This window comes from Streptomyces sp. NPDC017056 (genome assembly GCF_044332485.1).
Taxonomy (GTDB): Bacteria; Actinomycetota; Actinomycetes; order Streptomycetales; family Streptomycetaceae; genus Streptomyces.
Window position 1 is genome coordinate 260,640 of record NZ_JBIRPD010000011.1, and the last position, 18,610, is coordinate 279,249.

Below are 18,610 nucleotides of genomic sequence, written 5' to 3' on the forward strand. Positions count from 1 at the left end.
GTCGGAAGAGCCTCAGCCTCTCCGCGCGGGGGCCGTGGCCTCGCCGAGCATCCCGGCCCACAGGGCGGGGAAGTCGGGGAGCGTCTTGGCGGTCGTCGCCACGTTCTCGACCTGTACGCCGGGGACGGCCAGGCCGATGATCGCGGCGGCGGTGGCCAGCCGGTGGTCCTCGTACGTGTGGAAGATGCCGCCGTGCAGCGGGCGCGGCCGGATGTGCAGGCCGTCCTCGGTCTCCGTGACGTCGCCGCCCAGCTCGTTGATCTCCTTGGTGAGCGCCGCCAGCCGGTCGGTCTCGTGCAGGCGCAGGTGGGCGACGCCGCGCAGGGTGGAGGGGGAGTCGGCGAGGGCGGCGACCGCGGCGATGCCGGGCGTCAGCTCGCCGACCTCGCTCAGGTCGACGTCGATGCCGTGGATGCGGCCGCTGCCGGTGAAGGTCAGCCCCTGCTCGGTCAGCTCGCAGGAACCGCCCATGGCGGTGAAGATCTCGCGCAGCGCGTCACCGGGCTGGGTGGTGCGCTCGGGCCAGTCGGGAATGGTCACCCGGCCGCCGGTGACCAGCGCCGCGGCCAGGAACGGCTGGGCGTTGGACAGGTCCGGCTCGACGATCAGGTCGCGGCCCAGCAGGGCACCGGGGGTGACCCGCCAGACGTTCGGCTCGCCTCCGGACTCGGGGGTGTCCACCTGGGCGCCGACGCTGCGCAGCATGTCGACGGTCATCCGGATGTGCGGCATCGAGGGCAGCGCCGAGCCGACGTGCCGTACCTCGACGCCCTGGTTGAAGCGCGGCGCGGAGAGCAGCAGCGCGCTGACGAACTGGGACGAGGAGGAGGCGTCGATCTGTACGGCACCGCCGTCCAGGGCGCCCCCGCCGTGCACGGTCATGGGCAGCGCGCCGCGGCCGTCGTCGTCGATGCGGGCACCGAGCGAGCGCAGCGCGTTGATGACGCCGTCGAGGGGGCGCTCGTAGGAGCGCGGGTCGCCGTCGAAGCGGATGGGGCCGTCGGCGAGGGCGGCGACCGGGGGCAGGAAGCGCATGACCGTGCCGGCGTTGCCGACGTCGACCGTGGCCGGGCCGTGCAACCCGGCCGGGATCACCCGCCACGCCTCGCCGCCGCCGCCGTCCGCGCCGGCCGTCGCGGCGTCGCTGGAGGGAGCGGTCTCCTCGATGCCGACGCCCATCGTGCGCAGCGCCTCGGCCATCAGGAGGGTGTCGCGGGAGCGCAGCGGGCGGCGCAGCCAGCCGGGTTCGGAGGACAGGGCGGCGAGGACCAGGCCACGGTTGGTGACCGATTTGGAGCCGGGTACGGTGACGGTCGCGTCGACCGCCCCGGCAGCGACGGGGGCGGGCCAGAGGGCGGGGTGCACGGGGCTCTCGGTCATGTCCCTCACTTTAATGGCTGGGCCGGGGTGCAGATCTTGATCAAAAGTGGCGCAACCTGCAGGAAACACGGCACTGGTAGTGCGGCCGGGGCGCGGGGGGCTCAGATGTTCAGCAGCCAGCGCCCGCCGCCGGCCAGTGAACACAGCGTCACCAGGTGGAAGAGACCCAGCCAGACGGCCGCCGGTACGCGGGTCAGGCGGGCCAGCTGGTCGGGGTCGGAGTCCCCGGCCCGGCCGCGGCGCCGCTTGCCCTGGAGCTCGAAGGGCGGCCGTACGCCGCCGAGCAGCAGGAACCACACCACCGTGTACGCGAACGCCGCCTGCACGTCGGGCGTGGTCAGCCAGGACACGAGGAAGAAGGCGGCGCCGGAGAGGACGACGGTCAGCACGCCGTACGCATTGCGGATCATCAGCAGCATCGCGGCGAGCAGCGCGGTGGCGCCCCACAGCAGCGCCGTGATGTGCCCCGAGACCAGCAGCCAGGCGCCGAGGAGCCCCAGCAGGGACGGGGTGACGTACCCGGCGGCCGCGGTGAGGACCATGCCGAGGCCGGTCGGCTTGCCGCGCGAGACCGTCAGCCCCGAGGTGTCCGAGTGCAGCCGGATGCCGGACAGCCGGCGGCCGCTGAGCAGCGCCACCAGGCCGTGTCCGCCCTCGTGGGCGATGGTGATGGCGTTACGGGAGAGCCGCCAGGCGTTGTACGGGGCGATGGCGCCGAGAGCGACGACCGCCGCGGCGACGACCAGCCAGGTCGGCGGATCGGGCTGGATGCCGAAAACCCTGTCCCATACGTCGGTGATATGACCGGTGTCCATCTCTCCCCTTGGTCTGGCGTGGCACTGTGGCATGCATGTGCGGACGGTATGGAAGCCGTCCAGCCAACACGACCCCCTGTGACACCACACCCGCAGGTCACAGGCTTAGAGCCCCGGTTCGTTCCGGGGCTCTTCGCGTACCCGTGCCGACTCCGTGCCGGGTTTGGTGGAGTCCGTTTCGGAGTGGTTGGGGGCACTGCGATGGTGTCGTGCTGACCAAGACGCTCTGTCGGGGAGCGCGGTTTCCTGTTCTCTCAACTGGCACACCTTGACCCCCTGTCATGCGCTCGGGAGCATCGGACGCACAACCTCACATCAGGGGGAAGACATGCCCGCCAGGCGACTCGTCGGCGAATGCGAGGGCGGCACCTGCGCCACCCTGTACGCCGTTGACGGCACCGGTGACTTACTCGTCCAGGGGTACAACACCAGCGAGGCGGAGACGGCCGGAATCGACGTTCCGGCGGGGGAGTCCGTAGTCCGCATCCCCGCCCACATCATCGAGAGGTACGCCCGTGAATATCTCAACGGATGAGTTCGGGAAACTCTTCACCACCTTCGAGCGGGAAGCGTTCCGACTGGAAACGCTGGACGATTACAGCGGTTCATCCAACCCGGAAATGATCCGAGCTTTCCTCGCCGGTGACCCTCAGCCTGCCGAGTACAACCAGCAGTGGGTTGACGACGTGCGCGCACACATTGAAGCGGGCAAGCGGATGTATCGCGTCCACGTGGTCTCGCGACCGCTCACGGATTATCTCCGCTTCGAACTCGGATGGGGTTACGTCAAAAATCAGACGGCAGGGGAAGAGTTCTTCATTCTCGACACCACCGACCAGGAGAACCCGGTTTCCGGTGTGCCGGACTTCTGGATGTTCGACGAATCTCAGGTCGCCTCGATGAACTACGTCGAGAATGGAAAGTTCCTCGGAGCTGAACTACAGTCCGACGCATCCGAATGGCGCGGAATTCGGGATGTCGCGATGCGACATGCCGTGCCGTTCTCCGACTGGTGGGCACAGCACGGCGAGTGAACAACGTTGATATCGGGCAGGCGCTGCGGGAACTACGAGAGGCCAGTGGGAAGCAGGCCAAAGTCGTGGCCCGTGGCGCTGCCATGTCGCCAAGCAAACTCAGCAAGATTGAGAACGGGGCCCTTGCGCCTAGCGTCATCGACGCAGAACGCGTCCTGGCGGCCTTGGGCGTTTCCGGGGAGATGAAGGCCCGGCTCATGAGATTGCCCGGCAGGTAGCCACAGAAGCCACTGCATGGCGTATCTACCGACGCTCGGGACTCCACAAGCACCAGGAAGAGATCAGGGCCATTGAGGCCGGCACCACGCTACTCAGGCTGTTTCAGCCGTCATGCGTTCCCGGGCTACTCCAGACCCCCGAATATGTGAGGGGAATTCTCGAAGACTGGGATCTTACCGAGGATGCACTGGAGAAGATGGTCGGCGCTCGACTCAAGCGGCACGATGTGTTGCACGACGAGGGGCGAAGCTTCCATTTTCTGATTACCGAATCAGTGCTCCGCTGCGAGATCATGGGGGTGCGGCCGATGGCAATGCAGCTAGACAAGATCATCGGCATGTCGAGATTCCCTAACATCAACATCGGTGTGATCCCGCAACGGGGAGTCAAGCCAGGATTGCCTGCATCGGCATTCGCTCTTTTCGATACCCGGCTAGCCACCATCGAAGTCCCTCACGCCGAGATCACCACTACCGAAATTCCAGATATCGAGCTGTATCTGAACAAGTTCCGGAAATTTGAGCGAGTGGCTGTTAGCGGCGACGACATGCGGGACCTCGTGGCAGGCATCCGGGATGACTTCTTGAGACAACAGGAAACGGACTAGAGGTTCCGCCTCTGCGGCCCGAGGATGTACCCATGCCGTCCGAACCGAAGAACCACAGGCAGGGCGTACCGCAGGGTTGGCGGATGGACCCGATCCCGAGCCGTGAGGTGTACCGGGATGATGATGGGAACATTCGTGTCCCGATGTGGTTGACGAAGAACGGTCGGCATATGGCAGACACAGAAATGGTCCTGCTTCCGTCCGAGGCCGCTCTATTGGCCGAGAGTCTGACCAATGCCATGCGGGACGGTCCCAGGTCGATGCTGGACGAACTCTTTCGGGAGTCCGCGACGGCTCTTGCCCCTGGCGTCGTGTACGTGCGGAAGCCGGAGCAGTACCCGTTCTGAGCCTGCCCCTTCACTGATCTCGCAGGAAGGCGCACCCATGTCCCGAACCGACCTTTACAGCCTGCCCATCGACGGAGCCACATTCGCCAAGGCGTGCGGGGGCAACACGCACCCGGACGGTGAGTCCTGCGCGACCCTCGCGAAGATCGGCCCCGATGCGTGGGCGCTGGGCGACAGCAAGCGGCCCAGTGCGGAGCCGCTGAGGTTCACCACTGCCGAACTGGACGCGGCCGGTATCGACCCGGCCCGCTTCGGCCTCTCGGCCTGAATGGCCGTTCCCTGACCGGCGGCCTTTGTCTTCCAGGGAGGGTGGGGCCGCCTTCAACTGCTCTGACGAGGATCATCAGTTGCACTACCACGGCTATTTGTGGACCGGCTCCAAAAAACGGTTCGATGAGGAGGCTTTGAGGCGGCCTGCCCACCCTGCTCCGCCCCCTGCTCCGGCCGGTGGCGACGACATGGCAGGCAAGCGGCTCGTTGAACGTTATCGGCTGGTGAAGGCGGAGTTCCCTGTCGTGGACCTTCCTCCGCTGGAGACGGCCTATTGGCTCATCAAGCCCGGCAGGCTGGTACGGGGCACCTGGGACGAGCCGAAAGAGGCCGCACAATGGCTCGGGGACCAGCTCGCCGCGTACGCGTCCCGGTTCGCTTCCGAGTCGGACCGCGACACGACGCGGCTGGCGGTACTGGTCAGCTCTGCTGCCGAACGGCTCTGCTGGGGTGGGGACGTTTCCCACGGCTTCTATCTCGAACGCCCCTCGTTCCTGTCTCTGGCTCTGGTGTGCTGTTCTCCGAACCAGGCCGAGCCGGAACTGATGTGTCCGCTGCGGTAGGCCCCTCAGTGAGGAGTCCCAGGCCCGTCACGGGCCGGGGCTTGCTTGGCAGGACCGTCAGGCGCCCACCTGCCCGGCCACGGGGCTCGGCTTCGCTCACCCTCCGCGCCGGCCGGCGTGATGCTCGGTCCGCGCACTCTGTGCGGCCTCCGACGCTAATCCCGAAGAGGGTTTCTGACCTGCGGCGATGCGGACTGCTCGACGGCGTTCCGGAAGGTCATCAAGACTTTTGGGTGCGACTGGTCGCCTCACGACCTCCGGCATTGGTTCGCCTCGATGGCGCTCGGCAGCGGTCTGTCATTGTTGGATGTGTCCAGGTGGCTCGGGCACGAGTCCATCGACGAGACGGCCGACACGTACGGCCACCTCACGCCGGACTCGACCGGACGAGCCATCACGGTCATGGATGTGGCGATTACCCGGCACCGCGCTGACTTGGTGCTGATTATGGCGGCCTGACTGGGGGAATCCGCAGGTCAGAGGGGTGGTTCTAGATGTGCGGACGGTATGCAGCGAGTCGGAGTCCTGAGGATTTGGTGGGGCTGTTCGAGGTCGAGAAGTGGGAGCCGGCGGAGACCTTGGCGCCCGACTGGAACGTCGCGCCGACGAAGCACGTCCACGCGGTGCTCGAACGTCCCCTTAAAGACGCGGAAGACCGGCGTCCGGTTCGCCAGTTGCGGAGACTGACCTGGGGGCTGGTCCCTTCGTGGGCGAAATCACCCGATGTCGGGGTGAAGATGATCAACGCCCGTGCCGAGACGGTGCACGAGAAGCCCTCGTTCCGGCGGCCGTTCGCGGCCCGCCGCTGCCTGCTGCCCGGCGACGGCTACTACGAGTGGGTCACCGCCGCGGCCGAACGGCAGCTGGAGGAGCAGGGCAAGAAGAAGCGGCCGCGCAAGCAGCCGTACTTCGTCACACCGGCGGACGGCCAGGTGATGGCGCTGGCCGGCCTGTACGAGTTCTGGCGCGACCGCACGCTGCCCGACGACCACCCGCAGGCGTGGTGGGCGACCTGCACGGTCGTCACCACCGAGGCCGAGACCACGCCGCTGGCGAACGCGGACGGCGGCGAGGGCCCGCAGGCGCTCGCCGACATCCACCCGCGGATGCCGCTGATCATGACGCCCGACAAGTGGGACGCCTGGCTCGACCCGGCCCGTACGGACGTGGCCGACCTGCTGCCGCTGCTCGCGCCGCCGCCCGCCGGGCTGATGCGCGCCTACCCGGTGCCGACCGATGTGAGCAATGTCCGCAACAACGGGCCCGAGCTGGTCAAGGAGCTGCCGGCGCCGGAGGAGGAGACGCTGTTCTGACGCGCGCCGCACCGCAGGGGGCCTGTGAGGCGGCAGGATGGGCCCGTGAGCGAAACAGTCGAGACTCCTGTGGGTGAGGCGCGGATCACCTGGCATCCGGCGGAGGGCGCGCGGGCCGTCCTCGCCGTGAGCCACGGCGCCGGCGGCGGCATCGAGGCCCGGGACCTGCGCGCGCTGGCCGCCGCGCTGCCCGCGCGCGGGTACACCGTCGCGCTCGTCGAGCAGCCGTGGCGGGTGGCGGGCAAGAAGCTGGCGCCGGCCCCCAAGACGCTGGACGCGGCGTGGACCGCGCTGTGGCCCGCGCTGGCGAAGCCGGGGCTGCCGGTGGTCGCGGGCGGGCGCAGCGCGGGGGCGCGGGTGGCCTGCCGTACGGCGCGCGACCTGGGCGCGCACGCCGTACTGGCGTTGAGCTTCCCGCTGCATCCGCCGGGCAAGCCGGAGAAGTCGCGCGCGGACGAGCTGACCGGTGCCGGGGTGCCGACGCTGGTGGTCCAGGGCGGCCGCGACCCGTTCGGGCGGCCGCCGGAGTTCCCGGCGGGCACCCGCGTCACGGAGGTGCCGTACGCGGACCACGGGTTCGCCGTACCGAAGAAGGCGGACCTCGACGAGCCGGCGGCCATGGCCGTGATCACGGACGCGGCGGGCGACTGGCTGGACGGCCTCTTCGCCTGACGCGCCGGGCCCGGGGTGATCCGGAAGACACGCCCTGGAGGCTCTCAGTCCTCCTTGTCCCGGCCGCGCGGCTTGGCGCGTACGTGCATCCGCTCGCCCTGCCGCCCGAAGAGGCTGAGGACTTCCACCGGTTCGTCGCCCGCCGGGCCGAACCAGTGCGGCAGCCGGGTGTCGAACTCGGCGGCCTCGCCCGAGCGCAGCTCCACGTCCCGGTCCGCGAGCAGCAGCCGCAGCCGCCCGGAGAGCACGTACATCCACTCGTAGCCCTCGTGGGTGCGCTGTTCGGGCGGGCCGGGCGCCGGCTCGATGACCATCTTGTACGCCTGGAGCCCGCCGGGCTGCCGGGTGAGCGGCACGTACGTCATGTGGTCCCTGCGGTGCGGGACGGCACGCACCCGCGGGTCGCCGACCTCGGGAGCGCCGACCAGTTCGTCCAGCGGCACCTGGTGGGCCTGGGCGAGCGGCAGCAGCAGTTCGAGGGTGGCCTTGCGGCCGCCCGATTCGAGGCGCGAGAGGGTGCTCACCGAGATGCCCGTGGTCTCCGCGAGGGCCGTGAGCGTCACCCCCCGTTCCTGCCGCAGCCGCCGCAGCCGCGGCCCCACGTCCGCCAGCACCCGTTCGTACGCCTTGTCGTCCATCTCTTCATTGCCGAAGCGGCAACGGCTTTTGTCAAGTGCTGTGGCCGGATCCGGTCGGTGCCCACATCGCCGTGACCGGCCTCACGGCCCGGTCGCGCGGTGCGGGAATGACGTGCGGGGTGCGGCTGTTGTGCGGGTTGTAGGAACGCCGGGAGAACCTTTGAGGAATGGGAGTCCGCCGCATGGGAATCGCTTGCCCAGCCCGCCCGCAGGCCGCTGACCTGCAGTGGACACAGCTGCGGGGCACGCAGACCGCCATGGCTGGAGCGGCGGCCATACCGGATCGTCGTCTATTCTCCGATTCGAGCGGGTCCGCATCCGGATCCGTCACGGTGTTGGAGGAGGTGGGTCCGGTCACCGGTACCGACGCAGGGACCGACGGCACGGCAGAGGGACACGCTGGACGCGGGAACAGGGAGACGGACGCCGAGCGCAACGCGCGTTTCGAGCGGGACGCGCTCACCTTCCTGGACCAGATGTATTCGGCCGCGCTGCGCATGACGCGCAACCCGGCCGATGCGGAGGACCTGGTTCAGGAGACGTACGCGAAGGCGTATGCGTCGTTCCACCAGTTCCGTGAGGGAACGAACCTCAAGGCGTGGCTGTACCGCATCCTCACGAACACCTTCATCAACTCCTACCGCAAGAAGCAGCGCGAACCCCAGCGCAGTGCCGCCGAGGAGATCGAGGACTGGCAGCTGGCGCGCGCCGAGTCGCACATGTCGACGGGGCTGCGCTCCGCTGAGTCGCAGGCGCTGGATCACCTGCCCGACTCCGATGTGAAGGCCGCGCTCCAGGCCATTCCGGAGGAATTCCGCATCGCCGTCTATCTCGCGGACGTCGAGGGCTTTGCGTACAAGGAGATCGCCGACATCATGGGTACACCCATCGGCACGGTGATGTCCCGTCTGCACCGCGGCCGGCGCCAACTGCGCGGCATGCTGGAGGATTACGCCCGTGAGCGTGGGCTGGTCCCCGCCGGGGCAGGCGCTGCGACCGCGCAGTCGCACGATCGGAAAGGCTCGGGATCATGAGCTGCGGAGAGCCGCACGAGAAGGACTGCTCAGAGGTCCTCGATCACCTGTACGAGTACCTGGACCGCGAAATGCCGGCCGGTGAGTGCGAGAAGTTCCAGGAGCACTTCGACGAGTGCTCGCCCTGCCTGGAGAAGTACGGGCTGGAGCAGGCCGTCAAGAAGCTCGTCAAGCGCTGCTGCGGCCAGGACGACGTACCGGTCGACCTGCGCTCGAAGGTTATGGGCCGGATCGACCTGATCCGCGCGGGCGAGGCGGTGCCCGAGCAGAGCGTGCTGGAGCAGGCCAAGCAGGAGCAGGCTGCGGCCCGTGCCGCCGCGGCTGCCAAGGCCCCCGAGCAGCCGTCCGGGCCCGGCCCGGACGCCACGCTCGACGCGCGTGGTGAGACCGCGCGAGCCGAATGAAGCCGAATAAAACGGCATATCACCCTATGGGGTGAGGGGCGGGGCGATGCGTCCCGCCCGGTCCCACCATCCGTCGTGGGTCAACTCCCTTACGCGGAGCCGCAGCTGCCGCACGCCCCGCCGCCTGCCGCCGCTGCCCACCGGCCCGCGCCGTCGAGATCGCCGGCTGCGCCTCGCACGGCCTTGCCCACGGGGCGGACGAACTGGACACCGCACCCCGGTACTTGAGCGCGCGGTGCGGACGCGCGACGTCGGGCGGCGGCGGACCGTGCGGCCCGGCGGCGGGGGAGCCGGACGGCTGTCCCCCGTACGAGCCACCCGGCGCTCGCTCGTCCGTTCCCGGCGTCCCTGCCCAGACCCCTACAAAACCGTACGCAAGACCATGGAACCCATGGGTAATGAGCGCCCCCGCAGATGGGCATGGTTGGATGCGAAGGAACCCCCGCGAAGGGGGATTCAGGGGGTCGGCGAAAGGCAAGGAGCCGGTGAGGGGGCCGGCAGCGGGCCGCGGACGGCGCGGCAACCGGGCTGAGCCCGGCGGCAATCTGTGGCAGGTTGTCGAGTGGGCCCCCGAGCGGCCTTCGGCCTCCGTCCGGGACACCGCCCGGGGCGGCATCCAGAGAGCAACCGGCAGGCGGGAATCGTGAGGATCTTCGGCAAGGTACGGCACCGGCCCTCCGCCTCGTGGCGGCAGGCGACCGACCGCGCTTTCACGCTGATCGGCGACGGCCGTTACGAGGACGCGGGCGCGCTGCTGACGCGGGCGGCCGACATGGAGCCGTGGCTGTCGGAGTCCTGGTTCAATCTCGCGCTGCTGCACAAATTCCGGCACGACTGGGAGCAGGCGCGCGCCGCCGGGCTCCGCGCGGTCGCCCTGCTGGACCGCGAGGCCGGGGCCCCCGACTGGTGGAACGTGGGCATCGCCGCCACCGCCCTGCAGGACTGGCCGCTGGCGCGGCGGGCCTGGCAGGCGTACGGCCTCAAGGTCCCCGGCGAGGGCTCGCCGTCCGCCGAACCGGTCGGCATGGAACTGGGCAGCGCCGCCGTCCGCCTCTCCCCGGAGGGCGAGGCCGAGGTGGTCTGGGGCCGCCGGCTGGACCCGGCCCGTATCGAGGTGCTCTCCATCCCGCTGCCGTCCTCGGGGCGGCGCTGGGGCGAGGTGGTGCTCCACGACGGCGTGCCGAACGGCGAGCGCACCACCGCGGCCGGCCCCTCCTTCCCCGTGTTCGACGAGATCGAACTGTGGGCGCCGTCCCCGGTGCCCACCTGGGTCGTGCTCCTGGAGGCCGCCACGGAGACCGACCGGGACGCCTTGGAGCGCCTGGCCGCCGACGCGGGCTTCGCCGCCGAGGACTGGTCCTCCTCCGTACGCCTGCTGTGCCGTACCTGCTCCGAGAGCCGGATGCCCAGCGACGAGGGCGAGGGCGAGCACCTGGACCCGCACGACCACAGCGAGCCGGGCCACCCCGGCCCGCTCGGCCACCGCACGGCGGGCTCCGGCTCGCTGTGGGTGCCGGAGCGCGAGTGCGGCATCGCGGCCCCCGCGGGCCTGGTGCGCGGCCTGCTGGACGGCTGGGTCGCGGACAGCCCGGACACCCGCGAGTGGCGCGATCTCGAAGAGGTCTGCTGAGCGCGCGCACGGTGCCCCGTAGGCTTGAGGACGAATAGTTCGGGTTTCCAGGAAGGCGTACGGCGGTCATGGCGCAACAGCCTGTTTTTGATCACAACGAGGAGCGGGCGGCGGAGGGCTTCGTCGACGACGTGACCGGCGCGGCCGAGCGGGAGGCGGCGCACCGCGAGCGCGGCACGTCCCGCCCGATCACCGTCGTCGGCAACCCGGTGCTGCACAAGGAGTGCAAGGACGTCACCGAGTTCGACGAGAAGCTGGCCCAGCTCGTCGACGACATGTTCGCCAGCCAGCGCACGGCCGAGGGTGTCGGCCTGGCCGCCAACCAGATCGGCGTGGACCTGAAGGTCTTCGTCTACGACTGCATGGACGACGAGGGCGTCCGGCACGTCGGCGCGGTCTGCAACCCGGTCCTGGACGAGGTGCCGGTCGAGCGCCGGGTGCTGGACGACTCCAACGAGGGCTGTCTGTCGGTGCCCGGTGCCTACGCCGAGCTGGCCCGCCCCGACTACGCCGTCGTCCGCGGCCGGGACATCGAGGGTAACCCGGTCGCCATCGAGGGCACCGGCTACTTCGCGCGCTGCCTCCAGCACGAGACCGACCACCTGTACGGCTACCTGTACATCGACCGGCTCTCCAAGCGCGACCGCAAGGACGCGCTCAAGCAGATGTCCGAGCGCGAGCCGCGCTACCCCGTCGTCGCCAACGACTGACGGCGCGGAGACGTACGCCGAAGGCGGGCCCCGGAGATGTCCGGGGCCCGCCTTCGTGTGCCGTGCGGAGCGGCGGCCTTCTCAGAACTCGTCGTCGAAGGAGACCGAGCCCTCGACGGCGACCTGGTAGGCCGAGGCGCGCCGCTCGAAGAAGTTGGTCAGCTCCTGGACGTTCTGCAGCTCCATGAAGGAGAACGGGTTCTCCGAGCCGTACACCGGCGCGAAGCCGAGGCGCTGCAGGCGCTGGTCGGCGACGCACTGGAGGTACTCGCGCATCGACTCGGTGTTCATGCCCGGCAGCCCGTCACCGCACAGGTCCCGGCCGAACTGGAGCTCCGCCTCGACGGCCTCCTTGAGCATGTCGGTGACCTGGCCCTCCAGCTCGTCGTCGAAGAGCTCGGGCTCCTCCGCGCGCACCGTGTCCACGACCGAGAACGCGAACTCCATGTGCATGGTCTCGTCGCGGAACACCCAGTTGGTGCCGGTCGCCAGGCCGTGCAGCAGGCCGCGCGAGCGGAACCAGTACACGTACGCGAAGGCGCCGTAGAAGAAGAGGCCCTCGATGCAGGCCGCGAAGCAGATCAGGTTCAGCAGGAAGCGGCGGCGGTCGGCCTTCGACTCCAGGCGGTCGATGGACTCGACCGAGTCCATCCACTTGAAGCAGAACTCGGCCTTCTCGCGGATGGAGGGGATGTTCTCCACCGCGGCGAACGCGGCCGCGCGGTCGTCCGGGTCGGGCAGGTAGGTGTCCAGCAGCGTCAGGTAGAACTGGACGTGCACGGCCTCCTCGAAGAGCTGCCGGCTCAGGTAGAGCCGCGCCTCGGGGGAGTTGATGTGCTTGTAGAGCGTCAGCACGAGGTTGTTCGCCACGATCGAGTCGCCGGTCGCGAAGAACGCGACGAGCCGGCCGATCATGTGCTGCTCGCCGGGCGACAGCTTGGCGAGGTCGGCCACGTCGGAGTGGAGGTCGACCTCCTCCACGGTCCAGGTGTTCTTGATCGCGTCGCGGTAGCGGTCGTAGAAGTCCGGGTAGCGCATCGGGCGCAGGGTCAGCTCGAAGCCCGGGTCGAGCAGGTTCTTGCTGCCGGTGGTGGCGGTGTGCGAGGCGGCCGCGGTCGTCTCGTTCTTTTCAGGTGCGGTGGTCATGGTTACTGGCACGCCTCGCAGGACTCGGGGTTTTCCAGGGAACAGGCGACGGCCTCGGGATCGGCCGCCTGAGCGGGTACGGGAGCGGTCTGCGCGCCCCCGCCCGTGCCGCGCGCGGACTGGGCGATACGGGTCGCCGGACGCGAGCGGAGGTAGTAGGTGGTCTTGATGCCGCGCTTCCAGGCGTACGCGTACATCGAGCTGAGCTTGCCGATGGTCGGCGAGGCCATGAACAGGTTCAGCGACTGGCTCTGGTCGAGGTAGGGCGTACGGGCCGCCGCCATGTCGATCAGCGCGCGCTGCGGGATCTCCCAGGCCGTGCGGTACAGCTCGCGGGTCTCGGCGGGAATCCAGTCCAGCTCCTGCACCGAGCCGTTGGCCTCGCGCAGCGCGTCACGGGTCCGGGCGTCCCACAGGCCCAGCGCCTTCAACTCCTCGATCAGGTACGCGTTGACCTGGAGGAACTCGCCCGACAGCGTCTCGCGCTTGAACAGGTTGGAGACCTGCGGCTCGATGCACTCGTAGACGCCCGCGATGGAGGCGATGGTGGCGGTCGGCGCGATGGCCAGCAGCAGCGAGTTGCGCATGCCGGTCGCCGCGATACGGGTGCGCAGCGCCGCCCACCGGTCCGCCCAGCGCGGCTCGGCGTTCGGGTAGTGGTCGGGGTGCAGCACGCCGCGGGCCGTGCGGGTCGCGGACCAGGCCGGGTGCGGGCCGTGCCGCTCGGCGAGGTCGGCGGACGCCTCGTACGCCGCGAGCATGATCCGCTCCGAGATGCGGGTGGACAGCTCCTGGGCCTCGGGCGAGTCGAAGTGCAGCCGCAGCCGGAAGAAGACGTCCTGGAGGCCCATCAGGCCCAGGCCCACAGGCCGCCAGCGGGAGTTGGAGGCGCCGGCCTGCTCGGTCGGGTAGAAGTTGATGTCCACGACGCGGTCGAGGAAGGTGACCGCCGTGCGGACGGTGGCGTCCAGCTTCTCCCAGTCCATCTCGCCGTTGTCACCCAGGTGGGCGGCGAGGTTGACCGAGCCGAGGTTGCAGACGGCGGTCTCGCCGTCGTCCGTGACCTCCAGGATCTCGGTGCACAGGTTGGAGGAGTGCACGACCTTGCCGGGCTCGGCGGTCTGGTTGGCGGTGCGGTTGGCGGCGTCCTTGAAGGTCATCCAGCCGTTGCCGGTCTGCGCGAGGGTGCGCATCATCCGCGAGTACAGGACCCGGGCCGGGACCTGCTTGACGGCGCGGCCCTCGGCCTCCGCCTTGCGGTACGCGGCGTCGAACTCGTCGCCGTACAGGTCCACCAGCTCGGGCGCGTCGCTGGGGGAGAACAGCGACCAGTCGGCGTCGGCCTCGACGCGGCGCATGAACTCGTCGGGGATCCAGTGCGCGATGTTGAGGTTGTGGGTGCGCCGGGCCTCCTCGCCCGTGTTGTCGCGCAGCTCCAGGAACTCCTCCAGGTCCGCGTGCCAGGTCTCCAGGTAGACGCAGGCGGCGCCCTTGCGCCGGCCGCCCTGGTTCACGGCCGCGACCGAGGCGTCCAGAGTGCGCAGGAACGGCACGATGCCGTTGGAGTGGCCGTTGGTGCCGCGGATCAGCGAGCCGCGGGCGCGGACCCGGGAGTACGACAGGCCGATGCCGCCGGCGTGCTTCGACAGGCGCGCCACCTGGTGGTAGCGGTCGTAGATCGAGTCCAGCTCGTCCAGGGGGGAGTCCAGCAGGTAGCAGGAGGACATCTGCGGGTGCCGGGTGCCGGAGTTGAACAGCGTGGGCGAGGAGGGCAGGTACGACAGGGTGCTGGTCAGGCGGTACAGCTCGGCGACGTCGGCGAGCGCCCGCTCGCTGTGGTCCTCGGCCAGGCCGCAGGCCACCCGCAGCAGGAAGTGCTGCGGGGTCTCGATCACCTGGCGGGAGATCGGGTGGCGCAGCAGGTAGCGGGAGTGCAGGGTGCGCAGGCCGAAGTAGCCGAACCGGTCGTCGGCGCCGTCCGCCAGGGCGCGGTCGACCAGTGCGTCCAGGCGGTCGGCGTGGGTGCGCACGAACTCGGCCGTGGAGTCGGCGATCAGGCCCTCGCGGTGGCCTGTGGCGACGGAGGCGGAGAAGGCGACCGCCCCCTCCGCGGCCGCCTCCTCCGCGATGGCGCGGGTCAGCAGGCGCGCGGCGAGCTTGGAGTACTGCGGCTCGTCGCCGATCAGGCCCGCCGCGGCCTCCATGGCCAGGGAGCGCAGTTCGGCCTCGTCCGAGCCGGGGTGGCGGCCGCGCAGCGCGGCGGCGGCGATCTTGCCCGGGTCGGTGGCGGCCAGGTCGGCGGTGAGGTCGGTCAGCGTGCGCAGCAGGGCGGCGCCGGGGCCGTCCTCGGCCCGGCCGTCGGCACCCTGCCGGGGCTGCGTGTCCTTCGCGGGCTGCACGACCTGCTCGGCTGCTGCGGGCTCCGTTGGCGCGATGGTCACGTGCTGCTCTCCCTCACTCGGCGGGGGCCTGGGGAGGAGCGCGACGGCCGCGTGCGGGCGTGCGGCACCCCCGGCACGGCAAGGGGCGCGCGGGCACACCGCGCAGCGTCCACCGGTCCAACCCGCGAGACCCGGACGTATCGACGACCGCGCCGGTCCTGGCGCGGGCGTGCTGTGGGCAGGTCTTCGGACTCACGGGTGCGGATTTACGCACTTCGTACACCGTTGCGGGACAGTTCCGGATTCGCACCGGATTCCCCTGCGACGACAGCGAGCACGAGCATACATCTTGTGCCGCCTCGTGCACCCACCCCCATATCTTGTGTCGCGTTGCGACGGGGTTGTCCGAAGCCGTGGTATTCGGGGGCCGTCCCGAGGCCATTCTCCGGGCCCAGCAAGGCGCCCCGCGGTCCGCTCCGGGGCCGCTTCCGGCCTGCCGTGGGGCGGTTCGCGGGCCGCCTGGACGGGGGCTGATGCAGGGGGCGTATTGGTGGCGCGGAACATCCCTGATGCGTTGACCGGGACCCCTGAAGCGTATTGGCTCCTTGTCTGCTCTGTCGCCCGATGGGGCGGGTGGGGGACAAGTGTGAGGGGGGAGACATGCGAAGAACCGGTGCGGCGCGTGGCGCGGTCCGGGTTGCGGGTCTGATGGCGGGGGTCTGCGTCGTGGCGGGCGCGCTGCCTGCCACGGCCGTCGCGGAGACGGCGGCGGCCCCGGCCACCGAGCGGGTCAGCGTCGCCGCGGACGGAACGCAGGGAAACGGTTTTTCGGGCGATCCGAGGCTCAGCGCGAACGGGCGGTTCGTGGCATTCTCCTCGGACGCCACCAATCTGGGACCCATCGACGCCAACGGCCAACAGGACGTCTACGTCAAGGATTTACGGACGGGAAAGGTCGACCTGGTCAGTGTCGCCAGTGACGGCACCCGCGGCGACGCCCTCTCCGGCTCGCCCGAGATCAGCGCCGACGGGCGGTATGTGGCCTTCTACTCCAGCGCGACGAACCTGGTCCCCGGCGACACCAACGGCGAGGGCGACGTCTCCGTCCACGACCGCCGCACCGGGCGCACCGTGAGCCCCACCGCGGGCGCCGGGACATCCCCGTACGGATACGGGGTCCAGAACTTCGCCCTCAGCGGCGACGGCCACCGCCTCGCCTTCGGCTCCCACCGCCCGGACCTGGTGCCCGACGACACCAACGAGCGCCTGGACGTCTTCGTCCACGATGTGCAGAAGGGAACGACGAAACGGGTCAGCGTGGCGAGCGACGGCAGCCAGGCCGACGGCCCGTCCGCCTTCCCGTCGATCAGCGCCGACGGCCGCCGGGTGGCGTTCACCTCGAAGGCGACCAATCTCACCCCCGCCCGGCCCGGCTTCCGCCGCCCGCCGCCGCAGGACCCCATGTACGTCCACGACCTGGCCACCGGGCGGACCAGGGCGGCGAGCCTGAGCACCACGGACGCCGTGGTCGGCGTGTCACCGTTCCCCCGGCTCAGCCCCGACGGCCGGTACGCGGTCTTCGCCGCCGTGGCCGACGACGTGGTGCCGGACGACACCAACGGCACGTACGACCTCTTCGCCCGCGACCTGGAACAGGGCACCACCCGGCTGCTGTCCCGCGCCCACGACGGCGCCCAGGGCAACGGCTGGTCCTCCGAAGGGCGGCTCAGCGCCGACAACCGGCGGCTCTTCTTCACCTCAGCGGCCGCCAACCTGGTGCCCGGTGACACCAACGGGCAGGTGGACGGCTTCGTCCGCGACCTGCGCAGCGGACGGGTCGAGCGGGTCAACGTCGGCGTGGACGGCGCCCAGTCGGCGTCCTGGACGAACATCGCCGTACCCGACGCCACCGGACGGCTGGCGGCCTTCGACTCGCGCGACGACGGGCTGGTGCCCGGCGACACGAACGGGACGGGCGACGTGTTCGTCCGGCGGCTGGAGCACTGACGTACCGCGCGCTGACGCGGCGGCGTACCCACGAGGAGGGGAACCCACCATGAGGACCACCCGCACCACCGCCCGGAGAATCGCCACCGTGACGGGCGTGTGCGCGCTCGCCGCGCTGCTGCCCGCGACGACGGCCGGCGCCCGGACCCCGCCGCCGTCCGGCACCGAGCGGGTCAGCGTCACCGCCGAAGGGGCGCAGGCCAACGACGGCTCGTCCGGCCCGGCGATCAGTGCCGACGGGCGGTACGTCGCCTTCGCCTCCGACGCGAGCGACCTGGTGCCCGGCGACACCAACGGGAGGTCGGACGTCTTCGTGAAGGACCTGCGCACGGGCGCCGTCCAGCGCGTCAACGTGGCGAGCGACGGCGCCCAGGCCGACTCCTGGTCGTCCACCCCGTCCATCAGCGCCGACGGGCGGTACGTCGCCTTCGCCTCCGACGCGGCCAACCTCGTGCCGGGCGACACCAACGCCGACACCGACATCTTCGTCCACGACCGCAGGACCGGGCGGACCGAGAGCGTCACCCTCGACGGGCGGCCCCCGCAGGGCAAGCAGGGCGCCCAGATGCCGATGATCAGCGCCAACGGCCGGTACGTGGCATTCGCCTCCAGCCGGGAGGACCTGGTGCCCGGCGACACCAACGGCGCCCAGGACATCTTCGTACGCGACCGCAAGACCGGCACCGTGACCCGGGTGAGTGTCTCCGTCACCGGCGGCGAGCAGGCCGCAGGCCCCTCCGCCAGTCCGGTGATCAGCTACGACGGCCGCAAGGTCGGCTTCATCTCCAAAGCGTCCAACATGCCCCCGAAGCCGGCCCGGGCCGCCCGCCAGGAGGCCGGCCCGCGCAGACCGCACAGCTACCCGTTCTTCCTGCACGACCTGGACACCGGCCGCACGAGCGTGGCGAGCCTCAGCTCGGCCGGTGAGCCGGTGGGCGCCTGGAACGCCTCGCTCAGCCCCGACGGCCGCTACGCGGTCTTCTCCAGCCAGTACGGTGAAGTGGTGCCCGGCCACCCGACGGGTCGCCCGGACCTGTTCGTCCGCGACCTCGTCAAGGGCACCACGGAGCAGATGAGCCTCACCCCCGACGGCAAGCAGCCGCAGTCCGGCTCCTCCGGCCAGGGCGTGCTGTCCGCCGACAACCGCCGCCTGTACTTCCAGTCCTCGTCCCCCGACCTGGTGCCCGGCGACACCAACGGCGCCCAGGACATCTTCGTCCGCGATCTGCGGGCCGGCACCGTCGAGCGGGTCAGCGTCGCCACCGACGGCACCCAGGCCCAGGGCTATTCCTCGAACGCCTCCACCGACGCCACGGGCCGCCTCGTCGCCTTCGACTCCAACGCGGCGAACCTGGTCCCGGGCGACACGAACGGGGCCTCGGACGTGTTCGTACGGCGGGTGGGGCCGTAAGACCGGCGAGTCAGACCCGGCACCGGTCG

21 protein-coding genes and 1 riboswitch are annotated in these 18,610 nt (G+C 70.2%); of the genes, 16 read left to right on the forward strand and 5 right to left on the reverse strand.

Annotated elements, in window-relative coordinates; genetic code table 11:
• Window positions 1-12: 12 nt before the first annotated feature.
• Window positions 13-1,380 carry a 3-phosphoshikimate 1-carboxyvinyltransferase gene (gene aroA, locus ACH4OW_RS22075; protein ID WP_398029722.1) on the reverse strand — a complete coding sequence of 456 codons (1,368 nt, stop codon included), beginning with the start codon at window positions 1,378-1,380 and terminating at the stop codon, window positions 13-15.
• A 101-nt stretch (window positions 1,381-1,481) separates the two neighbouring features.
• Window positions 1,482-2,195, reverse strand: a complete 714-nt coding sequence (locus tag ACH4OW_RS22080) for a M50 family metallopeptidase (RefSeq protein ID WP_360133174.1) — start codon at window positions 2,193-2,195, stop codon at window positions 1,482-1,484.
• Between the two features lie 328 nt (window positions 2,196-2,523).
• On the opposite strand from ACH4OW_RS22080, the gene ACH4OW_RS22085 reads away from it, so the two are divergent.
• The 10 genes from ACH4OW_RS22085 to ACH4OW_RS22130 all read left to right on the forward strand — a co-directional run bounded on the left by ACH4OW_RS22085 (window position 2,524) and on the right by ACH4OW_RS22130 (window position 7,220).
• Window positions 2,524-2,730: a hypothetical protein gene (locus ACH4OW_RS22085; RefSeq protein ID WP_073758361.1), complete on the forward strand. Its 207-nt coding sequence runs from the start codon at window positions 2,524-2,526 to the stop codon at window positions 2,728-2,730.
• On the forward strand, window positions 2,711-3,229 hold the full coding sequence (locus ACH4OW_RS22090; protein WP_398029723.1) for a DUF6879 family protein: 519 nt from the start codon (window positions 2,711-2,713) through the stop codon (window positions 3,227-3,229). The genes ACH4OW_RS22085 and ACH4OW_RS22090 overlap by 20 nt, the downstream gene beginning before the upstream one ends.
• Window positions 3,154-3,447, forward strand: coding sequence for a helix-turn-helix domain-containing protein (locus tag ACH4OW_RS22095; RefSeq protein ID WP_398029724.1), 294 nt, complete (start codon window positions 3,154-3,156; stop codon window positions 3,445-3,447). The genes ACH4OW_RS22090 and ACH4OW_RS22095 overlap by 76 nt, the downstream gene beginning before the upstream one ends.
• Before the next feature lie 98 nt (window positions 3,448-3,545).
• Entirely contained in the window at window positions 3,546-4,055 is a 510-nt protein-coding gene (locus tag ACH4OW_RS22100; RefSeq protein ID WP_398029776.1) for a DUF5753 domain-containing protein, read from the forward strand.
• A 170-nt stretch (window positions 4,056-4,225) separates the two neighbouring features.
• A complete protein-coding gene (locus ACH4OW_RS22105; RefSeq protein ID WP_398029725.1) occupies window positions 4,226-4,402 on the forward strand; it encodes a hypothetical protein in 177 nt (58 codons plus the stop codon).
• Window positions 4,403-4,439: 37 nt separating this feature from the next.
• Window positions 4,440-4,670, forward strand: coding sequence for a DUF397 domain-containing protein (locus tag ACH4OW_RS22110; RefSeq protein ID WP_398029726.1), 231 nt, complete (start codon window positions 4,440-4,442; stop codon window positions 4,668-4,670).
• Between the two features lie 79 nt (window positions 4,671-4,749).
• Window positions 4,750-5,235 carry a hypothetical protein gene (locus tag ACH4OW_RS22115; RefSeq protein WP_398029727.1) on the forward strand — a complete coding sequence of 162 codons (486 nt, stop codon included), beginning with the start codon at window positions 4,750-4,752 and terminating at the stop codon, window positions 5,233-5,235.
• Between the two features lie 219 nt (window positions 5,236-5,454).
• Window positions 5,455-5,694 carry a tyrosine-type recombinase/integrase gene (locus tag ACH4OW_RS22120; protein WP_398029777.1) on the forward strand — a complete coding sequence of 80 codons (240 nt, stop codon included), beginning with the start codon at window positions 5,455-5,457 and terminating at the stop codon, window positions 5,692-5,694.
• Between the two features lie 35 nt (window positions 5,695-5,729).
• Complete coding sequence (locus ACH4OW_RS22125; RefSeq protein WP_360133158.1) at window positions 5,730-6,548, forward strand: SOS response-associated peptidase; 819 nt, start codon at window positions 5,730-5,732, stop codon at window positions 6,546-6,548.
• Between the two features lie 45 nt (window positions 6,549-6,593).
• The gene (locus ACH4OW_RS22130) at window positions 6,594-7,220 is read left to right on the forward strand and encodes an alpha/beta family hydrolase (RefSeq protein ID WP_360133155.1); all 627 of its coding nucleotides are present in this window, start codon (window positions 6,594-6,596) and stop codon (window positions 7,218-7,220) included.
• A gap of 44 nt (window positions 7,221-7,264) precedes the next feature.
• On the opposite strand, the gene ACH4OW_RS22135 is transcribed toward ACH4OW_RS22130, so the two are convergent.
• The gene (locus ACH4OW_RS22135) at window positions 7,265-7,858 is read right to left on the reverse strand and encodes a helix-turn-helix domain-containing protein (protein WP_398029728.1); all 594 of its coding nucleotides are present in this window, start codon (window positions 7,856-7,858) and stop codon (window positions 7,265-7,267) included.
• Window positions 7,859-8,202: 344 nt separating this feature from the next.
• Here ACH4OW_RS22135 and ACH4OW_RS22140 point away from each other — a divergent pair, with 344 nt between their 5' ends.
• The 4 genes from ACH4OW_RS22140 (at window position 8,203) to def (ending at window position 11,636) form a co-directional block, all read left to right on the forward strand.
• The gene (locus ACH4OW_RS22140; protein ID WP_360133328.1) at window positions 8,203-8,892 is read left to right on the forward strand and encodes a sigma-70 family RNA polymerase sigma factor; all 690 of its coding nucleotides are present in this window, start codon (window positions 8,203-8,205) and stop codon (window positions 8,890-8,892) included.
• The gene (rsrA, locus tag ACH4OW_RS22145) at window positions 8,889-9,296 is read left to right on the forward strand and encodes a mycothiol system anti-sigma-R factor (RefSeq protein WP_398029729.1); all 408 of its coding nucleotides are present in this window, start codon (window positions 8,889-8,891) and stop codon (window positions 9,294-9,296) included. Before ACH4OW_RS22140 ends, rsrA begins: the two co-directional genes overlap by 4 nt.
• Window positions 9,297-9,939: 643 nt before the next feature.
• The gene (locus ACH4OW_RS22150) at window positions 9,940-10,926 is read left to right on the forward strand and encodes a hypothetical protein (RefSeq protein WP_360133146.1); all 987 of its coding nucleotides are present in this window, start codon (window positions 9,940-9,942) and stop codon (window positions 10,924-10,926) included.
• Window positions 10,927-10,994: 68 nt separating this feature from the next.
• Window positions 10,995-11,636 (forward strand): peptide deformylase, encoded by a 642-nt coding sequence (def, locus tag ACH4OW_RS22155; RefSeq protein WP_360133143.1) that lies wholly within the window; start codon window positions 10,995-10,997, stop codon window positions 11,634-11,636.
• 81 nt (window positions 11,637-11,717) lie between these two features.
• Here def and ACH4OW_RS22160 read toward each other — a convergent pair whose 3' ends face one another.
• Together ACH4OW_RS22160 and ACH4OW_RS22165 are read right to left on the reverse strand one after the other, a co-directional pair.
• Window positions 11,718-12,782, reverse strand: coding sequence for a ribonucleotide-diphosphate reductase subunit beta (locus ACH4OW_RS22160; protein ID WP_398029730.1), 1,065 nt, complete (start codon window positions 12,780-12,782; stop codon window positions 11,718-11,720).
• A gap of 2 nt (window positions 12,783-12,784) precedes the next feature.
• Entirely contained in the window at window positions 12,785-15,223 is a 2,439-nt protein-coding gene (locus tag ACH4OW_RS22165) for a ribonucleoside-diphosphate reductase subunit alpha (protein ID WP_398029731.1), read from the reverse strand.
• 159 nt (window positions 15,224-15,382) lie between these two features.
• Window positions 15,383-15,524: riboswitch (cobalamin riboswitch) on the reverse strand.
• 299 nt (window positions 15,525-15,823) lie between these two features.
• Between ACH4OW_RS22165 and ACH4OW_RS22170 the strand changes: the two genes are divergently transcribed.
• The gene (locus ACH4OW_RS22170; protein WP_398029732.1) at window positions 15,824-17,170 is read left to right on the forward strand and encodes a TolB family protein; all 1,347 of its coding nucleotides are present in this window, start codon (window positions 15,824-15,826) and stop codon (window positions 17,168-17,170) included.
• Between the two features lie 49 nt (window positions 17,171-17,219).
• Complete coding sequence (locus ACH4OW_RS22175; protein WP_398029733.1) at window positions 17,220-18,581, forward strand: TolB family protein; 1,362 nt, start codon at window positions 17,220-17,222, stop codon at window positions 18,579-18,581.
• Window positions 18,582-18,610: the final 29 nt, after the last annotated feature.